The 16,683-nt window shown below is 40.5% G+C and carries 12 protein-coding genes; 5 read left to right on the top strand and 7 right to left on the bottom strand.

All coding sequences use genetic code 11. The annotated features are described in order from the left end of the window. Positions 1-6: 6 nt before the first annotated feature. The 6 genes from GPM24_RS20850 to GPM24_RS20875 form a co-directional block, all read right to left on the bottom strand. On the bottom strand, positions 7-1,272 hold the full coding sequence (locus GPM24_RS20850; protein ID WP_158829451.1) for an acetylxylan esterase: 1,266 nt from the start codon (positions 1,270-1,272) through the stop codon (positions 7-9). 181 nt (positions 1,273-1,453) lie between these two features. After that, a complete protein-coding gene (locus GPM24_RS20855; protein ID WP_158829453.1) occupies positions 1,454-2,797 on the bottom strand; it encodes an acetylxylan esterase in 1,344 nt (447 codons plus the stop codon). Positions 2,798-2,819: 22 nt separating this feature from the next. Beyond that, positions 2,820-3,641, bottom strand: coding sequence for a hypothetical protein (locus tag GPM24_RS20860; RefSeq protein ID WP_158829455.1), 822 nt, complete (start codon positions 3,639-3,641; stop codon positions 2,820-2,822). Between the two features lie 35 nt (positions 3,642-3,676). After that, positions 3,677-4,909: an acyltransferase family protein gene (locus GPM24_RS20865; protein WP_158829457.1), complete on the bottom strand. Its 1,233-nt coding sequence runs from the start codon at positions 4,907-4,909 to the stop codon at positions 3,677-3,679. A 63-nt stretch (positions 4,910-4,972) separates the two neighbouring features. Then, the gene (gene mnmL, locus GPM24_RS20870) at positions 4,973-5,926 is read right to left on the bottom strand and encodes a tRNA modification radical SAM protein MnmL/YtqA (protein WP_158829459.1); all 954 of its coding nucleotides are present in this window, start codon (positions 5,924-5,926) and stop codon (positions 4,973-4,975) included. 370 nt (positions 5,927-6,296) lie between these two features. Further along, positions 6,297-7,316: an aldo/keto reductase gene (locus GPM24_RS20875; protein WP_158829461.1), complete on the bottom strand. Its 1,020-nt coding sequence runs from the start codon at positions 7,314-7,316 to the stop codon at positions 6,297-6,299. Between the two features lie 127 nt (positions 7,317-7,443). Here GPM24_RS20875 and GPM24_RS20880 point away from each other — a divergent pair, with 127 nt between their 5' ends. Further along, positions 7,444-7,773, top strand: coding sequence for a hypothetical protein (locus GPM24_RS20880; RefSeq protein ID WP_158829463.1), 330 nt, complete (start codon positions 7,444-7,446; stop codon positions 7,771-7,773). Positions 7,774-7,883: 110 nt separating this feature from the next. Here GPM24_RS20880 and GPM24_RS20885 read toward each other — a convergent pair whose 3' ends face one another. After that, positions 7,884-8,864, bottom strand: coding sequence for an acyl-ACP desaturase (locus GPM24_RS20885; protein ID WP_158829465.1), 981 nt, complete (start codon positions 8,862-8,864; stop codon positions 7,884-7,886). 783 nt (positions 8,865-9,647) lie between these two features. Between GPM24_RS20885 and GPM24_RS20890 the strand changes: the two genes are divergently transcribed. From GPM24_RS20890 to GPM24_RS20905, 4 genes are all read left to right on the top strand, one after another. Further along, positions 9,648-10,997 carry a sensor histidine kinase gene (locus GPM24_RS20890; protein ID WP_158829467.1) on the top strand — a complete coding sequence of 450 codons (1,350 nt, stop codon included), beginning with the start codon at positions 9,648-9,650 and terminating at the stop codon, positions 10,995-10,997. A 21-nt stretch (positions 10,998-11,018) separates the two neighbouring features. After that, positions 11,019-13,103 (top strand): cellulose biosynthesis cyclic di-GMP-binding regulatory protein BcsB, encoded by a 2,085-nt coding sequence (locus tag GPM24_RS20895; RefSeq protein ID WP_158829469.1) that lies wholly within the window; start codon positions 11,019-11,021, stop codon positions 13,101-13,103. A gap of 94 nt (positions 13,104-13,197) precedes the next feature. Then, on the top strand, positions 13,198-15,105 hold the full coding sequence (locus GPM24_RS20900) for a glycosyltransferase (protein WP_233268924.1): 1,908 nt from the start codon (positions 13,198-13,200) through the stop codon (positions 15,103-15,105). Next, positions 15,102-16,661, top strand: a complete 1,560-nt coding sequence (locus tag GPM24_RS20905) for a hypothetical protein (RefSeq protein ID WP_158829471.1) — start codon at positions 15,102-15,104, stop codon at positions 16,659-16,661. The genes GPM24_RS20900 and GPM24_RS20905 overlap by 4 nt, the downstream gene beginning before the upstream one ends. The last annotated feature ends 22 nt before the right edge of the window (positions 16,662-16,683 follow it).

Below are 16,683 nucleotides of genomic sequence, written 5' to 3' on the forward strand. Positions count from 1 at the left end.
AATAAATTAAAACAAGCCAAAAGTATCACGCATCCATCGGCCCTCATATTCTTTATAATAGAGTGCCACCTCATGCCCTAAATCCCTAAAAATAATCATATGCTTTTTTACGTTCAGGCTGTTGTAGGCTGCATATTCATTATCCGGCGGCGCTAAATGATCCAGCAACCCAATGCCTACCAGCGTAGGGCACTTAATGTTACTGGCAAAATTTTTTGTATCAAAGTAAGATAGATTGTTCAGTATCTTATCCATATTCAATCCGCGTTGCATACGGATGTAGCGGTTAAAATCTTTTAAAGGCCAATCTACCTTGCCGGGCAAGTTCTTTACATCGCACAAAATTGGATTTTGCGCTGAACAGAGCTTTACCCGATGATCAACCCCTGCTGTAGCAATAGACAAAAAGCCGCCCATACTACCACCTGATACCATAATGTTATCGTGATCCAGTTCTTCGCGTGAGAAGATAAAATCAATCATGCGTACGCAATCCATAATGGCACCACGCATAACGTAACGGTTTTTATCTTCCAGGTTATAGAAAATATAATCGTCGCGCAGTGTACGGATGCGGTCGCGGCTGTTGCCTTGCCCACGTACATTAAGTACAATGATAGCCAAATCCTCATCCGACCCAAACATAGGCTTAAGGTTCACCTGGTAACCAGGTAAGCCCAGCAATACAGGGAACTTTTTACGATGATTGGATGTTTTTGGAATAGTCATCCATCCCCTAACGGTAATACCGCCCAATGATTTCATTTCTATACCATAAACACGACGGTTATCGCGGGATGAATCTGGATATTCGGTCACTTTAAATTCGGGATTCACCTGAGCTAGCTCGTCTTTCGCTTTTTGCCAAAAGGCATCAAAATCTGCCGGCTTGGCGTGCTCTGAACGAATGACTTCGGGGGCCACACCAAACACGCGCTTGATGGTATCGTCATAGTCAGACAGGTTGACCATAATGCTGATCTTATAAAAACCGGAAGCCTGACCTGGTATAGTAAGACTAACCGTACGCTTACTTTTTTTGCCCAGTGACACATTAACGGAGCGATTGGTAAGCGGCTTGTTGCTAAGAGATGATATTTGATAACTGACTGTTCCGGATTGAATGGTATTGTACTTATTATCTAAATCAACTTTATACTGAATAGAACTGTTAGCGCTAAATATGGCGTCTTTTTTTTGTGGCTGGGCAGCAATCACCACCTCGCCCTCGTCTTCCTCGGCCTGCGCTTTAGCTGTTTTTATATCCAACATAAAAGCAATTGCCAAAAACAGAACTAAAAAAAACCTAAAAGTATTTTTCATCAAATGGAATATAAATCTGCCCTTGTTAAGGCAGCTGCATTGTTTACTACTTTTTGAAACACATACGTATTTGGCCTTCAAAGGTTACCGTTAACCCAAATTAACCAGCTGGAAACTAAATTTTAAGCCCTTAATTTGGCACGCGCAGCGACTCTTTCAACCAAAGCAGCTGAAACATAAAATAATCAAAATTCATTTCATGGGCTTTATCTGGCGCTACACGAAATTCTTTCTGATAGGTGGTTAGTTTGTTATACATACCAAAGCTGCAACGTGGCGGGCAGAACTCATCAAGCAAACCTACCCCCATCAATACAGGACACTCTATTTTACTCACAAAGTTTTGCGGATCATAGTAATCCCACACCCCTAAAAATTTTGCTTCAGTAAAGGTACGGTGTACCTTTAAGTAATCCTGAAAGCGGTTAACCGGCCATGTAGTTTGCGGAAACGAAGTTCCAATGTGATAGGCATCATGCATATCAGCATAAAGCGGTAATTCAAACGTACAGGCGGTTACGCGTTTGTCTAAAGCTGCTACCACAATAGCTAATGTAGCGCCTTGGCTCCCCCCTAATACAGCCACTTTATCAGTATTTAACCCCAGATTGGCATGCGCCATAACAAAATCAAGCCCGCGTATACAATCCATGTAAACGCCACGGTATATGTACCGGTCGCGGGTTTCAATGTTGGTTACGTTATATTTATCGGCCTGTGGTGCTACAAAATCACGGCTCATACCGTTACCACGCACATCTATAGCAAATACGGCAAAGTCGGGCTTATCCGTTTCGGGTTTCATGGGTATGTTGTAACCCGGCAACTTGTAAATCACCGGCCAGTTTTTACCTTCAGTAGGTACGGTCAGCCATCCCTTAATTTTTACTTTATCCAGCGAACGCATTTCAACCTTATACACTTTTACATAGCGGGTTGACTGCGTTGCATCTTCGGTTACTTTATACTCGGGCTGCACTTTGGCTAGTTCGTCTTTAGCTTTTGCCCAGAAACCGTCAAAATCGGCAGGTTTGTGCAATTCGGTTACAATACGCTCGGGCGCTACCACAGCCACCCGCTTAACGGTGTCATCGTAATAAGACAAGTTAAATGCAAAATGTATGCGATAAACCCCCGGCTTTTGATGCGGCATCTTAATGCTGTACGTTTCTGCCCCGTGCTTACCTAAACGTACAGATGTACTGCCCGACCATACTTTTTTCCAATCATCGGTCAGCAAATCGTAAGTTAATTTACCGTCCTGACGCACGTTATAAGTACTTTTTACTTTTAGTTTGTAAGCAATCATGCCGTCCTCATCAAACACGGCATTTTTGTGCCCTGGCCTAGCATTGATAGTTATCTCGCCTTTTGGATCGTCACCTTCGTCTTGGGCCAGCGCCTTATTCGAACCCCAAAATGTAAGTAAGCAGCTAATAAAAATAAATATCCTGAAAACCCTGTATGCAGACATGGTATTACTGATTAAACAACAATTAAAATTTATAGATCATAAACAAAGTACCACCTGTGCCGATAGAGGCATTACGACCGGCAAGCGTATAAAATCCGCTGGCAAAAACAGAAACCTTGTTGGTAAACTGATGCCCGAAGCTGGCCGTACCTTTTACATAATAGCCATCGTACACCAAATTGGGATTACGACTTATGAGTACTTTGTTAGAACTAAAGGAAGTAAGGCCGCCTATATCAAAAGTAACCTGATTTTTTTTGCGTTCATCCAGCGGTGTACCTACTGTAACATCATATACAATCTGGTTGGGTCCCTTGTCGTCCAGGTACCGGCGATAACCAGCCTCGGCATTGAAGTAAGAATTTTTCACAAAGGCACCGCTAAACATAAGTTTACCCTCGGCTCCTAAAGTGCCGTAACCCAAGGGCACGCCTGTTGATGTTACCGTATACAAAGGCGCAATTACACTGCCTTGTACTGATATAAAGCGTTTGTATTTAAATGCAACAATATTGTAGCTTAAACCCAATGTAGCATCGCCCAGGCCTGATTCGGTTTGCCGGCCGCCCACGTACTTATTTTGCAGCGAAGTGAAGGGCAGGCTGATATATAAATCGGTTCGGCGGGTTAAGCCATAACCGGCCGTAACGCCAATTGAAACTGAACTAAAGCGGTTGCCGGCACCGGCTTCAACCTTAGTACCGTTAGCATCCCAGTAGTTTTTAGATGTGTAATAAGTAATGGAAGGTGCAATAACATGCCGGTATTTACCAATAGGCCAACCTGCGTGGGCGTTAATGGTACACACCAACAACAATACGTTTAAAAAGTATATTCTTTTCATCCAGTGATATTAATGATACGAGATACAGGAAGCATTTAACTTTTTACCGGTAGGGTAGCTTCTTTAACCGGTTTGTTGTTTTTTATCAAGAAATCCGAATTGCGGATGTAATGATTAAGCGGCTCTTCAATAGTTTTGAACAGCAGTATGGATAAGGCATTGAGCAATACAAACTGCAATACCATGTTTATAATATCATTTTCAAAAGGCGAATGCCAATCCAGGCCTTTCACATCGTACCATTCAAATATACGGTCGTTCAGCCAGTTCATACCATCGTTAATGTAGTTGCGGATGTAACCTAAATGGATCAGATAAAAGATATAAGAACTTTTGCCCAACAGTTCTACAAACGGGTTAGATAGCACCTTTTTCATAATAGTGCCTTCAGTAACCAAGCCGTAAAAAAACAAGGCAATAGAGATAGCTAATAGATAGTTGTTGGTTACAATACCCATCGGATTGTGTAACCCTGCCGACCATCCTTTTGGTATAGGCAACGTAGACATGATACCCACACAAACAAAAATCAGCAAAAAGCCTATGTAGGTATATTTGAAATTATTAGTGCGGTTTACACCTTTCTTAAGCAATATCAAAGCTAATTGTATCCCTACAAAAAACTCAAAGCAACGCCCAAAAAAGGTATGGATCATCATAAAAGTAAAGTTTCCGAAAAAGCCATACCAGTTAAAATGGCTAAACAGCAGCACCAGCAGGGCGCCGAAACAGGTGATGATTACCGGCTGGATATAAAATTTTTTATAATTTTTTGCGATGAGGAAAATGAAAGGTGCCGAAAAGTAAAAGCACTCTTCAACTGTTAATGACCAGCCCTGGGCGATGCCTGTGAACTTTAAATCGTCAAAAAAGCCGCGCACAAAAGTCACGTTCATCAACAGGATACCTGTTGCCGATGGAAAACTGCCGGTTACACCTTTATCACCCGAATAGTAGTAATAAATGAAAGCTCCCAGCGTAAGCAGCAGGTACATTGGGTAGATACGTGCAATACGATTTTTGAGATATTGCTTAAACCAGTTTTTAGTCAGATAAAAATTATCGTAATAACGATACGCAATTAAAAACCCAGATAATACAAAGAATATGGTTACCCCAATGTGAAATTCTTGTAGAAATCTTTGCACATAATGAGGAAAGTTTCCGTCAAAAATATACTCATAGTGTGAAATAAATACCAGGTAAGCGGCTAATGCCCGCACGCCTGTTAGCGCTGGAATATACTTGGGCAGGGATTTTTGCAACACAATAGTTAAAATTAAACTGGGAATTAACGATGTATTATTTACAAAGAAAATACCAATTCAACCTTACACTAACGCCGATCCTTGTATTACACCGCGACTTATTATTTTTTGATCAATATAATGCTGTATTTCAGATTTTTTAAGATTCCAGTTGGGCGCAATCAGCAACTCCCAATCGGATATGCCGAACAGCCGCTGCACCACCACATCCGGGCGTACCAGCGGCAACAACTCGCATAAAAACTCGGCATATTCGTCGAGCGTAAATAGCTTAAACGGTTCGCGTTTATATTTAACGCCCATTACCGAACCTTCTACAATATGCAGGTGATGAAATTTTACAAACTTGATTTGCTTGAAGCGATTGATCTCATCAGCATAGCGTAACATCATCTCTTTGGTTTCCCACGGAAATCCGAAGATCGTGTGCACGCATATATCCAGTTTGCTATTCTCGGTTAGCTTTAAAGCTTTTATCAGATCCTCATGCGTACAGCCGCGGTTTATTTGCACAAGGGTATCATTGTAGATAGATTCCATACCCATTTCCAAATCCACATCAAATCTATCGGTATAGCTTTCAAGCAGGGCTATTTTTTCGGCATCGATACAATCCGGGCGTGTACCTACTGATAGGCCTACAATGTCTTCAGTATTGATGCTTAATGCTTCATCGTACAGCATTTTCAGGTAATGCGTTGGCGCATAAGTATTGGTATTGGGCTGAAAGTAAATGATAAACTTATCGGCCTTGTTGCCTTTACGTGCACGTTCCATACCCTGAATAACCTGTTCGCGCAGTGACGGGTTTTTGCGGGATACCGATGGAGTAAACGAATCGACATTACAGTATGTGCAGCCACCATAGCCCTTAGAACCATCGCGATTAGGACAGGTAAACCCGCCATCCACAATTACTTTAAATACCCGTTGCCCTTCATATTTTTTACGCAGCCAGGCTCCGTAATTGTTATATCCTTTAAACCCTTGTGTAACTGTAGCTTCTGTAACTTGCATGTTATGCAAAGATACAGTTTTTGGTTTGGGATTGTAGAAAGTTGATTTTGGGATTTACAAGGAGGTGATAAATAGAGAGAGTTACTATGATGCTTTATCTATGCTTTTTATTTGTTTATGCTGTTAGTTTAACATCCTTTAGTGCTATTGAACTTACTTCGTCTGCTCATTGCCGCAGGGGCTAGTTCTTTTGTCATAGCTACAAAAGAACCAAAAAAGCCTAGCTGTTGCGATCACCTAACTACCCACACGCCCAACGCTGGCCCGGGCGCAACAGCGGGCCTTTGCGCTTTTTGTCTTAAACCTAAATTTCATTCCCTCACCGCACCTGTTTGCAATCCTTGTCCGTTGCAGACAATACTTAACCTTTCTATCGCTTCTCTACTTTATCATAAAACCCACCGAACGAATTCATTTTTACGGCATCTTCGCGGAAGAAGTCGCCGGGGAAACCCAATGGTATTTGGCTGACCTCATCCAGGCGTTTTAAATGCTCATTGCTAAGCACTACATCTATTGATTTTAGGTTTTCCTGCAATTGCTCAATTTTAGTAGCGCCAACAATAGGAATGCACGAAAAACCTTGCTGAACCGTCCATGCCAGGGCTACGTGCGATGCTGATACGTTCAGCTCATCGGCTATAGCTACTACTTCACGTGTTATGCGTTCGCTGTTTTCATTCAGGCGGTTGCTTTCGGGTTTAATGCGGCCTTTATCGCCACGTAAATATTTACCGGTGAGCGCACCGCCACCCAGCGGAGCCCATGGGGTTACCGTCATACCAAAGTGTTTAGCCATAGGTATCAGTTCGCGTTCGGGTGTGCGTTGTATCAGGCTATACTCTACCTGTAAGGCAATTAGTTGACTCCAGCCCATTAATTCGGCCAGCGTGTTGCCTTTGGCTACTACCCAGGCTGGCGTATCGCTGATAGCAGCGTAATTCACTTTACCTTGCCTGATCAGATCGTCCAAGCCGCGCAACACTTCATCAATGGGTGTAATATTATCCCAAATGTGCAGGTACAGCACGTCAATAAAATCGGTTTTTAAGCGCTTTAAACTGTCTTCCACACTACGCATCATGTTTTTGCGGTTATTGCCAGATGCATTGGGATTGGTTTGATTATCTTTCAGCGTATATTTAGTAGCCAGCACAAAGTAATCGCGGTCATGGTTTTGCAGGTATTCGCCGATAATCTTTTCACTGGTGCCTAGCTTATATACATTGGCTGTATCTAAAAAATTACCGCCGGCATTGGCAAAGGCGTCCATAATAGCGAAACTGGTATCTTTATCAGCACCCCAGCCCCCTTCGGTGCCAAAGCCCATAGTGCCCAAACAAAGTTGTGATACTTTAAGGCCCGACCGGCCCAGTAATTTGTAATTCATAATACAAGCGGATGATTTTGCAATGCAAGTATAACAAAAAAGCGGCTCTGAGGTTCTGGGGCTTTAGTACCTCCGCACAAACAATAATAAAGCTGTGTTGTAGATTACAACATACCGTCCGTTAGATATGAAAATCATTGAAACCAAAACACCGGTTAATCTTGCCGAACTAACCGCTTTTTTGAGCAGCAAACTTGTACCTGCTTTTAAAGAGCGCCGCCAAACCGACATTGGCCTGCAGGTAACGCAAAACGGCAACACTGTTACCGTTGCCGCACCAAATTTATATGATAGCTTTTTGTTTCAGATAGAAGATCTGGGAACTGAACTTCATATCATTAAATCAGAGCACTATACGGATGATGTAAATGTATTAACGCTGGAAGATATATTGAACAGCACCCTGCTGGAATATCCAGGCCGAGATAATATTAATTTTATTGCTGAGGAATCTTAACCTTTTACTGAGAATAAAAGTTTTATATAACATGGGCCTAATAAACAAAAATGTCATCTCAAACTATCGTTCGAGATGACATTTTCTTTTTTACTTTCTTGCAAGATTTTTTATCCGTGTATCCAGCTGAATTTATATTCCAGCATAGGGTTTTTCATGCGCTCGGCAACACGCAGTAAGCGATTAGGCAAACTAGTGATATAATCGCGTGCTTTTTCGCCAGCCTCGTTAAGCTCGGTACGGCTTTCAATTTGCCAGTCTTCTATCAGGTCTTTCAAAATATCAACGTAATCGACAGCCGTATAAATTCCCAAACGCTGTGCTGCATCCGTAAAGTGACCAAAAGTTTGACCTACTTTTAAACCAACCTCGCGCAGGAAGTGAGCTGGCATCACAATCTTTTTGCGCATCATATCTTCAAACGCAATCATGGCCTCGCTGGCATCCACTTCAAATATTTTACTGATAAAGTGTTTATATGCTTTGGCATGGCGGGCTTCATCAGATGCAATAACGCCGCACATTTTTGACAGCAAGGTATCACCGTCCTTTTTTGCCTGTGAAGCTACACGACGGTGTGACACATTAGTAGCCAGTTCTTGAAAAGAGGTATAAATAAAGTTACGGTACGGATCGGTACCGGTGCCTATATCAAAACCGTCAGCAATCAGGTACTGGGTAGAAACTTCCATGGCACGCATGTTTACACGGCCAGAAAGGTATAAGTATTTGTTCAGCAAATCGCCGTGGCGGTTTTCTTCGGCAGTCCAATGGCGGGTCCAGGTCATCCAGCCGCTATGTTCATCTTTATCCACACCCTCTACCATTGATAACCACGACTCATAGGTAGGCAGTGCCTCTTCGGTAATGGTATCACCAATTAAAACAGCTACCAAATCGTAAGATAAACCCTTCGCACTTTCCTGCAATTCTTTAATCTCAGAAAAAAAGGTATCACGGGTAGAATCAGGCAATAAATCAGATGGTTGCCAGATCTGATCAATTGGCTTTAAAAATTCATGCATTTTTTCAAGCATGTATTTTTCTATATGTTTCATCACCTCACGGCGCTTTTCTTCAAAAAATCTCATAATCGTAGTCAGTAGGCAAAGTTAAGCATAATTGCCGGGTTAATAGTTATGTATTAATTATTTTAACGGCACAAAGGATGCCTTGTTTCAAAGTGACGAATTAAATAGTGATATATGAGACGAAATTTATGATGGTTCGTTTAATGTCCATTCTATTATTTTAACACACGGACTATTTGCCTGAAGAATATTGTGCTAAAATGCAAGTGGTGATTGTTAAACCCTCCCTCAATACAAAATCTGTTCATAGGAATTTTTTCCACAGTTTCGGGAAAACAAGCCCCGTGTGTGACACCTCTATTGCAAAATTCTCATTATCGTCATTAGTATAAATCAAATTGTTTGTTCAGATTAATCCATTTTCAAACAGCTGTTTTGTACTTTGTGAGAATATAATTGAGAAGTTAAATGGTCACTTAAATATTTAAAAGCGCTGAGAGGTTATCACATCAAAACAAGCCTTTTTTAAGTATTAGTAAATTAAATGAGCCTGATCTAAGTCTATTAACTTATCAAGACATAGCTTTTTTAACATTAGCCTATGGCATCTCATCCATAAATAAACGCATCTAGTTAAAGGCGTTGTAAGTTAATAATGCAGGTAATTGGTTTGCTTTTTGCAGATTGGGGGTAGGTAAAATACCGATCGGTTATAAAACTTTACAAACTGTTGATGCGTAACAGGCTTTTTAACTATCGCTTTACTATTGATTAAACATATTGTTATTTTAACAACCAAAACTATTTCGGTTGATTTGAACTGTTAATACCCTAATTAATTCGATGATTGCGCAAATCAGCAAAGAAGAGTACCAAAAAGAACTTGGCAAAAAAGCATGGTTTCAAACCAATAATATCATCTGGACGATAATATTTTTATATCCGCTGCTGAGCATTATTGATTTTGTATATGCTACCGATGTATGGGTAGAATTTTTACTTGTACGTGTAATAACCGTAGCCGTTGTTTATGGCTTGTATTTATTTTTCCAAAAAAGCAAAGCCGATTACCGTACCCTTTTACATATTGCTTTCATCATGTTGTCTGCCAGCATGGCTGTATTATGCAATATTGTTGATATTGAAAATTTAACGGTTTACTACCTGGCTTATTCTCTCATTATTCTATTTTTCAATCTCCAGGTTTTCTGGGAACCGGTAAACTCATTTATCCAATCACTTATCGCTATCATCCTGCTCATTATTTTTTATAAAGCTTTAAATGAATACAGTATTGACCTGGTTATTGAAAACGGCGGTCAGTATTTTTTCATTATTGCGCTTTTATCATGCCTTATTCCCATATCGCGTTATAAAGTAATCAGACGTGAGGTAAGCCAGCAATTGCAGATTGAACATTCAAACGCACAATTAAAAACGCAAAACCGGGATATTGTTGAAAAAAACAGCATCATTGATGCCCAGTATGAAAAGCTGCGCAGGCTGGACGAGCAAAAGAACAGCTTTATTAATATTGCCGGCCATGATTTAAAAAACCTTATTGGTTCTATTGTAATGAGTAACAACATGATTTTGGAAGAAGAGTATCGGCTGAGCTCTGACCAGAAAGAGTTTGCACATTACATTGCCGAATCGGCCGACAAGATGCAATACCTGCTTAAAACGTTGATGGATGTTAAAGAAATCGAATCGACCGAAATTAAGTTTAATATGGAAACCTTTGATGCCAACCAAGTGGTTCGTCAGGTTTACAAAGGCTTGATTGATACGGCATCCATGAAAAACGTGCACCTGGTTGATAACATTTTAAAGCTGCCGCTCAATGTTCGGTTAGACCGGGTATTTGCCGGCCAGGTATTCCAGAATTTGTTATCAAACGCTATTAAATTTTCACAAACCAATAACAACATTCGGGTAGTAACCAGCTTACAACGCCAAAAATTTGTTTTTGAGGTAATTGACGAAGGTGTTGCCATTGGGCAGCAAGAACTTGACGTGATGTTTAACCGCTTAAAAACACTAAGCGATGCATCGGGCTCTCCTGCCGAAAGCCGGCTGGGTTTAGGCCTTTCTATTGCCAAACTAATGACACAAGAGATGGGCGGTGAACTGACATACCGCAGCGACGATAACGGAAACTATTTCAAGGTAGAATTTTACGCCACTAATTAATACAACAACGCTCTATTTAAAATGAATAAACTATTTACCCGACTAATTTTACTATTGATTTTGTTTGCCGGGAGAAACGCCCTAGCACAAACCAACATTACATTCAAAACGCTTGGACACGATGATGACGTGATTACCGGTGCAAGCGGGGCTACATCATTCTACTTTAAAATTGACCCGTTAGTTGATATTAATAACAGTAAGCTGGTTATTTATTACGAGCCATCACAGGCGTTAATTAAAGACCTGTCTTACATTAACATATTGGTTGCCGACCAGCCAGTGTACAGCGGTAAACTAACCCGCGATTCGATTCAAAGATTAGTGTTGCCCCTAAATAGCAACTCTTTGACCGAAAATCATCAATACCTAAAAATTCAAATCAAAACTTTGTTGACCATTTCGGATAATAAATGTAAAGATTTGGATAACCCTGCCATGTGGCTAAAAGTAAAAGGTTACAGCTTTTTGTCATTAGCGCAAGGTAGCCGTGCCGCTTATAAAAATATCTCCATCAGTAACAGTTTCGATACTAAAACGGCTATCGTATACCCATCATCAACCAGCCTGAAAGATTTAAAAGCAATTGCCTGGGCTTACTCTCGCATTAAAAAATCAGTAAATACTGGCAACATCAGAATGTACGACTATAACCACGTGCCTGCTGATGTAAAAAATTATGTAATGGTAGGGGATATTGAAAATATCCCGGCCGATAAACGCAAACTGGTTGCGGTAACACCACAAGGCGGCCAGGGGCTTATTTATTTATATAAAGGTCCGGCTGTAACGGATACCACTGCTAATCGCAATGCGTTCGTATCCACAGCTAACGGTGCCCGCCAGGCTTTTGCCAACAACGAAATTTTATTTATTACCGGTGCCGACGAAAGTGGTTATGATAAAGCTATTGCAGCACTAGCTAATCCTAACGTAGTTAATACAGCCTATGGCGATTACCTGGTAGTAAATACTGCCGCTACTGAATTGGCTAAAGGCATCGATCAAAACCGCTCTCGGTTAACTTTCAGACAAGTAGGTGGCGTAAACAACTTTTTGTCGGGCGTTGGTTCATTAAGAAGCGTTTATAATTTCCGCAATAGTGATTTCAGCTTTACACCTAAAGAAATTGAGATCAGATTTGTGGCTAACTACAGCGGCTTAAACGCCGGCGACCGTGGCTTTTTTAACGTATACCTGAATGGTATGCTTATTAGCAGTGAAAAATTGAATGCATCGGGCAAGCTAAATACTTCGGTAAACATTAACCGCTATCAGCACCGTAAATATAATTCACTTACTACCGAATTTCGCTTTTTCCCGAACAGCGGTAACTGTCAGAATGCGTTCCTGAACTTCTTCGCCGAAATTGATGTTGACCGATCTTACCTTGAATCTAAAAACCCGGTTGTTAACAATACATTGAGCTTTTATCAATATCCAGAAGCATTTACATCAGGTTCAACCCGTATTGTGGTAAGCAAGAATTACGCTAAGTATGCAGCTAGTGCAGTAGGCGAGGTTTTGTATGAACTGAATAATAACATTACTTCTAACAACTATCCGGAGTTTAGCTATGCCGATGATATAAGCGATGCAGATTTGAAAAAATCACACATTATTGCTTTACTAAGCAAAGATGATCAGCTGATGGACAAATTTCCGGATGCACCTATCAAATTTAACCATGCTTTCCGCATTTTAAACAATGAAGATAACAAGCCGGTATATGCTTTATCCGACTCGGTATCTAACGGTTTAGCCCAGATATTTTATGGTCGTGGCAGTAACAATGCAGTATTGATTATTACGGCAACCGGCGCACATATGGGTGATGCGTTCTTATCGGCAGCTAAAGCTATTACCGAACAGCTTTCAACACTAAACAGCAATGTTTGTATTGCCGATGTAAACAGCAACAAATACCTGTTTAACATTGAAAAAACAGGTGATAACGTAGAATACACCGATGGTAAAAGCGGGCTAGCCTTATTTTGGGAAAACTATAACCTTTATGTATTGCTTGGCGTATTGGTATTGATATTATTAGGTTTCTTGTACGTACGCAACAAAGTACAAAAATCACAAGAAATTATTAACGACTAAGCTGCTGCTTGCCGTATACAGATAAAAGCAGGGCCTATATTGTTTGCCCTGCTTTTTTATTACTTGAACAAACAAATCAACTTATTTATTTATAATGAGTGCTTTTATTTCGGAAGATTTAATGAACGATACTGTTGCCCAGCCTTACAGTAACGCCCGCGATTCTGAAATTTCCAAAATACTTATCGGAGATCACTTTTTAGCCGAAACTGATTTTGAGAAAATAGATAAGGTATATGCCGAAACAGGCGCATCGTTTGTAAAAATCATCCTCACCTTCGGTTTTATTTCGCGCAAAAACTATGAACGGTCTTTAACCCAAGCCGGTTATACGTTTGAGCAAATACGCGAGCAGCCGTTTGATGATGCTGTGCTGGATAAAATTGACCTAAAATTTGCGAACGAACGTTTAGCGTTACCACTACGCGTTGAAAATGCTAAAGTGGTATGCCTGATGGCAGATCCGACCGACCAGCTTTTTATTGATTTTGTACGGATGACGTACGGCTCGGATCCGCACATAATTGTAGCATCCGATTTGGATATTACCTGGCTAAGCCATAAACTGCTAGGTAACAAATACGTTAAATCGGCCGTTTTTGAATTACTGAACGAAGACCCGGACAATTCAGCGCTGACTACCTTTACTGATAAACAGCTCATTTTTATATTCTCATTCATTGGCTTGCTGGCAGCAGGTTTTGTATTAAGCTTTAAGCTTACGGCTACGGTGCTTAATATTTTCATGAGCGTGTTTTTTTTGATTACTATTTCATTCAAGCTGTTTCTGTCGTTGGTGGGTTCTAAGTTTGAACTATTTCAGGCCGTAACCAAAAGTGAAGTTAAAGCCGTTAATAATGATGAACTGCCGGTTTACACCATTCACCTGCCGGTTTATAAAGAAGATAAACTGATTAAAAAGCTGATATGGAACCTGCAAAGCATCGACTACCCGCGCGAAAAGCTGGATATTAAGTTATTGATTGAAGAGGATGATGATAAAACCCTGAATGCCGTACGCAACCTGGACTTTCCGGCCATTTTTGAGGTAATTGTAGTGCCTTTTCACATGCCTAAAACCAAGCCTAAAGCTTGCAACTACGGCCTGCATTTTTCAAGAGGCGAATATCTGACTATTTACGATGCCGAAGACATTCCGGATACCGACCAACTGAAAAAGGTGGTGGCAATGTTCAATAAACTGCCCGAAAATTACATATGCGTACAGTGTGCTTTAAACTACTTTAACCGTAACGAGAACTTCCTGACCCGTATGTTTACGCTGGAATACTCATATTGGTTTGACTATGTATTGCCGGGTTTAGATACACTGGATATTCCTATTCCATTGGGTGGTACCAGCAACCACTTTAAATTAGCCAACCTGGTTGATTTGGGTGCCTGGGACCCGTTTAACGTGACCGAAGATGCCGATTTAGGCGTACGTGCTTATGCTAAAGGTTACAAAATTGCGGTGTTGAATTCTACCACTTACGAAGAAGCAAACAACGACTTTTTTAACTGGATCCGTCAACGCTCGCGCTGGATTAAAGGCTATATGCAAACCTATCTGGTGCACATGCGCAAGCCATCAGCGTTAATTAAAAAAATTGGTATCAAAGGCTTTTTAGGCTTCACCTTCTTTGTGGGCGCTACGCCAATTATGTTTCTCATTAATCCTATACTCATCGTCATTTTTGCCGCTTACGTCATATTTGATTTGGACATCATCAGAACCTTGTTTCCTGACTGGGTGCTGTTTATTTCTATTTTTAACCTGATGGTGGGTAACATCCTGATGATTTACGTGAACATGATGGCCGTGTTTAAACGCCGCTTTTATGAACTCATTCTGTTTGCCATTGCCAATCCTATTTATTGGCTTATGCACTCTATAGCTGCTTACAAAGGCTTGTACCAACTTATTGTAAAACCTTTTTACTGGGAAAAAACCAATCACGGTTTAAGTAAATCTCATACGCAAACAAACGCTGTTAAATGAAACGCTTTAAAACAGTATATCTGGTTGTTATTACCGTTTTGCTGGCAGCCTACTATTTAATGGTAGGTATATACCTTAACAAACACGGATACAGTAACCAGGAATCGTTATTTTATATAGAAAAAGTTCAGATAATTTTTAGCGGCGAGGGTGATAAGCTACGTATTATGGGCTTAACTTCTCCTATTCTGCCTTTTTACATTGTAGTATTCTTCTCGTTGTTTAGCAGTGCACTGGCGCCGGTACTGGCCTCGGCTATGGGTACAGCCTTGCTTTTCTACATCATGGCATCATCCATGATGAAGCGTAACAAGGATAACTTTTACTTCTATCTGCTGACAGGCATTTTTGTACTGCATCCGGGTATACTTTACACGGCTTGCTCGGGCAAATCCATTTACCTGGATTTGATATTGTTTTTCCTGTTCTTCTTGAACTTATTAAAGTATTACAACTCCAACACTACTTACCACATATCGGTAGCCAGCTTGTTTTTTGTGATGCTGATTTTTACTGATTACAAGTTGATATGGCTTAGCTTATTCTTTGTACCACTGGTATTGTCTATATCGTTGCACAGTTTAAATCTGGGCGAAAAAGAATCGCTGTTCAGGCTGTTCATGAGCTTTAACAGTTCATCTCTGCGTCGTAAGTTGATCAACAAAACGTTTTCTATTTATACCATCATCTTTTTGTTGCCCATTGCATCAATCTTAATTTATAAGATGCTAAACCTTACGCATGCTGATGATTTGAACTACTTTATTGACAGTCCTTACGCCACCTGGAACATTATTACCGATAAGTTGGAATATACGGTTACACAAACCATGGGGCAGTATGATATCTCAGAGCTTTCTATCCTGGTGTCTTTCAAAGCGCTTATTTTTTGCCCATTAATTATATTGGCAATATACCTTTTCAAACAGCATACTTACCAAGTACTTACTTTATTAACCCCCTTTGGTTTGATAGAATTTCTAAAAGTAAAGTATGAAAAGGTAAATCTAACTTATGAATACTATCTGCTGTTTTTAATACTGGCTTTACTTTGCATCATTTTTAGAATACGGTTTATTAAAAATCAGAGTTCGCTAAAAATTTGCCTGGTAGCGGTGATTGCTGTGCAATGTTATATCGGCTACGTATTTCTGAACAAATCGGCTATTAAGGAAGAAAGGAACTTTGCACAGGCTGTTGTGCATAAAGATACCGCCCCAAGAATAGAGCAAGAAAGTTATGATTTGGCCGGCTATATTAAACATATGCCCGAAGGCACACACATACTGGCCGACGACGCGGTAGCCTATGCTATAGTAGGTTATACCAACGATATTCACCGTTTTACTATTCCATTCCAGTCAGAGTACCTGAGTGCAGTAGAGGCACCCGATAAATACAATGGTTATGTATTAATTGCCAATACCGCCAACCCCATGCTGGGTTACACACAGCTTACGGAAGCTTACCTGGAAAGCATCCAAACCAAAAACTCTGCCCTGAGGCTTACTAAAGTTTACATTACAGATAACTGGACATTATACAAGATTATGTAATTGGCCATAATGCAAGCCCTGC

The sequence above is a fragment of the Mucilaginibacter lacusdianchii genome (genome assembly GCF_009770985.1).
GTDB classification, from domain to species: domain Bacteria; phylum Bacteroidota; class Bacteroidia; order Sphingobacteriales; family Sphingobacteriaceae; genus Mucilaginibacter; species Mucilaginibacter lacusdianchii.

Coding starts and splice junctions, on each gene's coding strand:
- GPM24_RS20850 (WP_158829451.1), bottom strand. CDS start 1,272: ATGTTGGATATAAAAACAGCTAAAGCGCAGGCCGAGGAAGACGAGGGC.
- GPM24_RS20855 (WP_158829453.1), bottom strand. CDS start 2,797: ATGTCTGCATACAGGGTTTTCAGGATATTTATTTTTATTAGCTGCTTA.
- GPM24_RS20860 (WP_158829455.1), bottom strand. CDS start 3,641: ATGAAAAGAATATACTTTTTAAACGTATTGTTGTTGGTGTGTACCATT.
- mnmL (WP_158829459.1), bottom strand. CDS start 5,926: ATGCAAGTTACAGAAGCTACAGTTACACAAGGGTTTAAAGGATATAAC.
- GPM24_RS20875 (WP_158829461.1), bottom strand. CDS start 7,316: ATGAATTACAAATTACTGGGCCGGTCGGGCCTTAAAGTATCACAACTT.
- GPM24_RS20880 (WP_158829463.1), top strand. CDS start 7,444: ATGAAAATCATTGAAACCAAAACACCGGTTAATCTTGCCGAACTAACC.
- GPM24_RS20885 (WP_158829465.1), bottom strand. CDS start 8,864: ATGAGATTTTTTGAAGAAAAGCGCCGTGAGGTGATGAAACATATAGAA.
- GPM24_RS20890 (WP_158829467.1), top strand. CDS start 9,648: ATGATTGCGCAAATCAGCAAAGAAGAGTACCAAAAAGAACTTGGCAAA.
- GPM24_RS20895 (WP_158829469.1), top strand. CDS start 11,019: ATGAATAAACTATTTACCCGACTAATTTTACTATTGATTTTGTTTGCC.
- GPM24_RS20900 (WP_233268924.1), top strand. CDS start 13,198: ATGAGTGCTTTTATTTCGGAAGATTTAATGAACGATACTGTTGCCCAG.
- GPM24_RS20905 (WP_158829471.1), top strand. CDS start 15,102: ATGAAACGCTTTAAAACAGTATATCTGGTTGTTATTACCGTTTTGCTG.